Annotated in this window: 4 protein-coding genes; all 4 read left to right on the forward strand. The window is 65.9% G+C overall.

The features are described 5' to 3' along the window. Window positions 1-53 precede the first annotated feature (53 nt). Window positions 54-341, forward strand: a complete 288-nt coding sequence (locus tag M3498_17540; protein MDQ3461069.1) for a HypC/HybG/HupF family hydrogenase formation chaperone — start codon at window positions 54-56, stop codon at window positions 339-341. After that, on the forward strand, window positions 331-558 hold the full coding sequence (locus M3498_17545; GenBank protein MDQ3461070.1) for a HypC/HybG/HupF family hydrogenase formation chaperone: 228 nt from the start codon (window positions 331-333) through the stop codon (window positions 556-558). Before M3498_17540 ends, M3498_17545 begins: the two co-directional genes overlap by 11 nt. Next, on the forward strand, window positions 555-1670 hold the full coding sequence (gene hypD / locus M3498_17550; protein ID MDQ3461071.1) for a hydrogenase formation protein HypD: 1116 nt from the start codon (window positions 555-557) through the stop codon (window positions 1668-1670). Before M3498_17545 ends, hypD begins: the two co-directional genes overlap by 4 nt. 3 nt (window positions 1671-1673) lie before the next feature. Beyond that, the coding region (locus M3498_17555; protein ID MDQ3461072.1) for an AIR synthase related protein at window positions 1674-2337 on the forward strand (664 nt) is incomplete at its 3' end.

Here is a 2337-nt window from a genome sequence, read left to right on the forward strand (position 1 = left end):
CCACCCGTGTACAATGACCCGTGTACAATGAGACAAAGAACCAGGAGGTTCCCATGTGCCTCGCCATTCCCGGGCGCGTCACCGATTTTCTCGAGGACAAGCACTTCGCCATCATAGAGGTCTCGGGGGTGCGCCGCAAAGTGAACGTCGACCTGCTCGCGGAAGAAGGGCTCGAGCAAGACGATTGGGTGCTCATTCATGTCGGCTTCGCCATGAGCAAGATCGGCGCGAAAGAAGCCGAAGAGCAGATGGCGCTGCTGACGATGCTCGGCGAGGCGGACGAAGCCCTCGCGGAAGTCCAAGGCTACGGAGTTGTCGAGGAGCCGGGCCATGAACCTTGAGCGTTACGGTAGCTGCACGCTCGAGCAGGACGGCTGCAGCCTTTGCGGAGACACGGCGGCGCCGGTGAGGGTGTTAGGGCGCTCGGGCTCAAACGCGCTCGTCGAAGACAGGCTCGCCCAGAGGTCGGAGGTGGCGGTGGACTTCGTGCCTGACGCAAAAATCGGTGATGTGCTGCTCGTTCACATGGGCGTCGCCATCGCTAGGGTGGCCTCATGAGGTACGTCGACGAGTTCCGCAACCCCGACCTCATCAAAAAGACGGTCGAGGAGATCAGGCGCCTCGCCGCGCCGGAGCGCCACTACCGCATCATGGAGGTCTGCGGCGGCCATACCCACGCCATCTACCGCTTCGGCCTCAAAGACCTCTTGCCCGAGAACATCGAGCTCGTCCACGGCCCCGGCTGCCCGGTCTGCGTCTTGCCGATGGGCCGCGTGGACGACGGCCTGGCCTTGGCCGCGACGCCCGGCGTCATCCTCGCCGCCTTTGGAGACATGATGCGCGTGCCGGGGAGGCGGGGTACGCCGCTCGAGCTGAAAGCCAAAGGCGCGGACATCCGCATGGTCTATTCGCCCTTGGACGCGCTCAAACTCGCCGAAAAGAACCCCGACAAGCACGTGGTCTTTTTCGCCATCGGCTTCGAGACCACCGCGCCCTCGACCGCCCTCACCTTGAAGCGCGCCAAAGCCCTGGGCGTGGAAAACTTCAGCGTCTTCAACAACCACGTCACCATCATCCCCGCCATGCGCGCCATCCTGGACTCGCCCGATATGCGCCTAGACGCCTTTATCGGCCCCGGCCACGTCTCGACGGTGATCGGCTGCCGCCCCTACGCCTTTGTCGCCAAAGATCACGGCAAGCCCGTGGTGACCTCGGGCTTCGAGCCCTTGGACCTCTTGCAGTCCGTCGTGATGATCCTGCGGCAAGTCAATGCCGGGGAAGCCAAGGTGGAAAACCAGTACGCGCGCGTCGTCCCCTGGGACGGCAACCTGCCCGCCCTCAAGGCGATGGCGGAAACGTTTACGCTGAGGCCCTACTTCGAGTGGCGCGGCCTCGGCTTCATCTCGCAATCCGCCCTGGCGGTCAGCGACGCCTACGCGGACTGGGACAGCGAAAAGCGCTTCGAGGTGCCCGGCGTGCGCGTCACCGATCCAAAGGCCGCCCAGTGCGGCGAAGTCCTCAAAGGGGTTCTCAAACCGCCCCAGTGCAAGCTTTTCGGCAGCGACTGCACCCCGGAGCACCCCATCGGGGCGTTGATGGTCTCGTCGGAGGGCGCCTGCGCCGCCTATCACCACTACGTTCACCGTCAGCATGCCGCGATGGCCGATTGAGCGATGACGGCCGACCGCACGCTTCGCTTTCGCGACGCCCAGATCGAGATGGCGCACGGCGCCGGGGGCAAGGCCAGCCGCCGGCTCATCGAGGGTCTCTTTTTGCCGCTCCTCGCCAACGCCGCGCTCGAGCCCCTCGGCGACGCCGCCCTGCTCGAGGTCGGCGGGCTCAAGCTGGCCTTCACCACGGACAGCTTCGTGGTCAAGCCGCTGTCCTTCCCGGGTGGCTCCATAGGCGAGTTGGCGGTGAACGGCACGCTGAACGATCTCGCCGTCTCGGGGGCAAAGCCTCTGGCGCTCCTGAGCTCCTTCATCCTCGAGGCCGGCCTGACGGGCGAAGTCTTGGAGCGCGAGGTGCGGGCGCTGGCAGACGCGGCGCGAGGTGCGGGCGTGGACGTAATAGGCGGCGACACCAAGGTAGTCGAGCACGGCCAGGCCGACGGGATGTACGTGGCGACCGCCGGCATCGGGCTGGTGGACGGCCGCGTCGACCTCTCCTCCAAGCACGTCCGGCCTGGGGATAACATCCTCCTCTCCGGCCCCATCGGCGACCACGGCGTCACCATCTTGCTGGCGCGGGGGGAACTCGACCTCGAGGCCGACCTCGCTTCGGACACGCGCCCCATCTGGCCCCTGGTGGCGGCGCTCATCGAAGCGGTCCCTAACG

It is taken from the genome of Deinococcota bacterium, from assembly GCA_030858465.1.
Lineage (GTDB): Bacteria > Deinococcota > Deinococci > Deinococcales > Trueperaceae > JALZLY01.

Excerpts from the sequence above, each read along its gene's own strand:
- M3498_17540 (MDQ3461069.1), top strand. The coding sequence starts at position 54 with ATGTGCCTCGCCATTCCCGGGCGCGTCACCGATTTTCTCGAGGACAAG.
- M3498_17545 (MDQ3461070.1), top strand. The coding sequence starts at position 331 with ATGAACCTTGAGCGTTACGGTAGCTGCACGCTCGAGCAGGACGGCTGC.
- hypD (MDQ3461071.1), top strand. The coding sequence starts at position 555 with ATGAGGTACGTCGACGAGTTCCGCAACCCCGACCTCATCAAAAAGACG.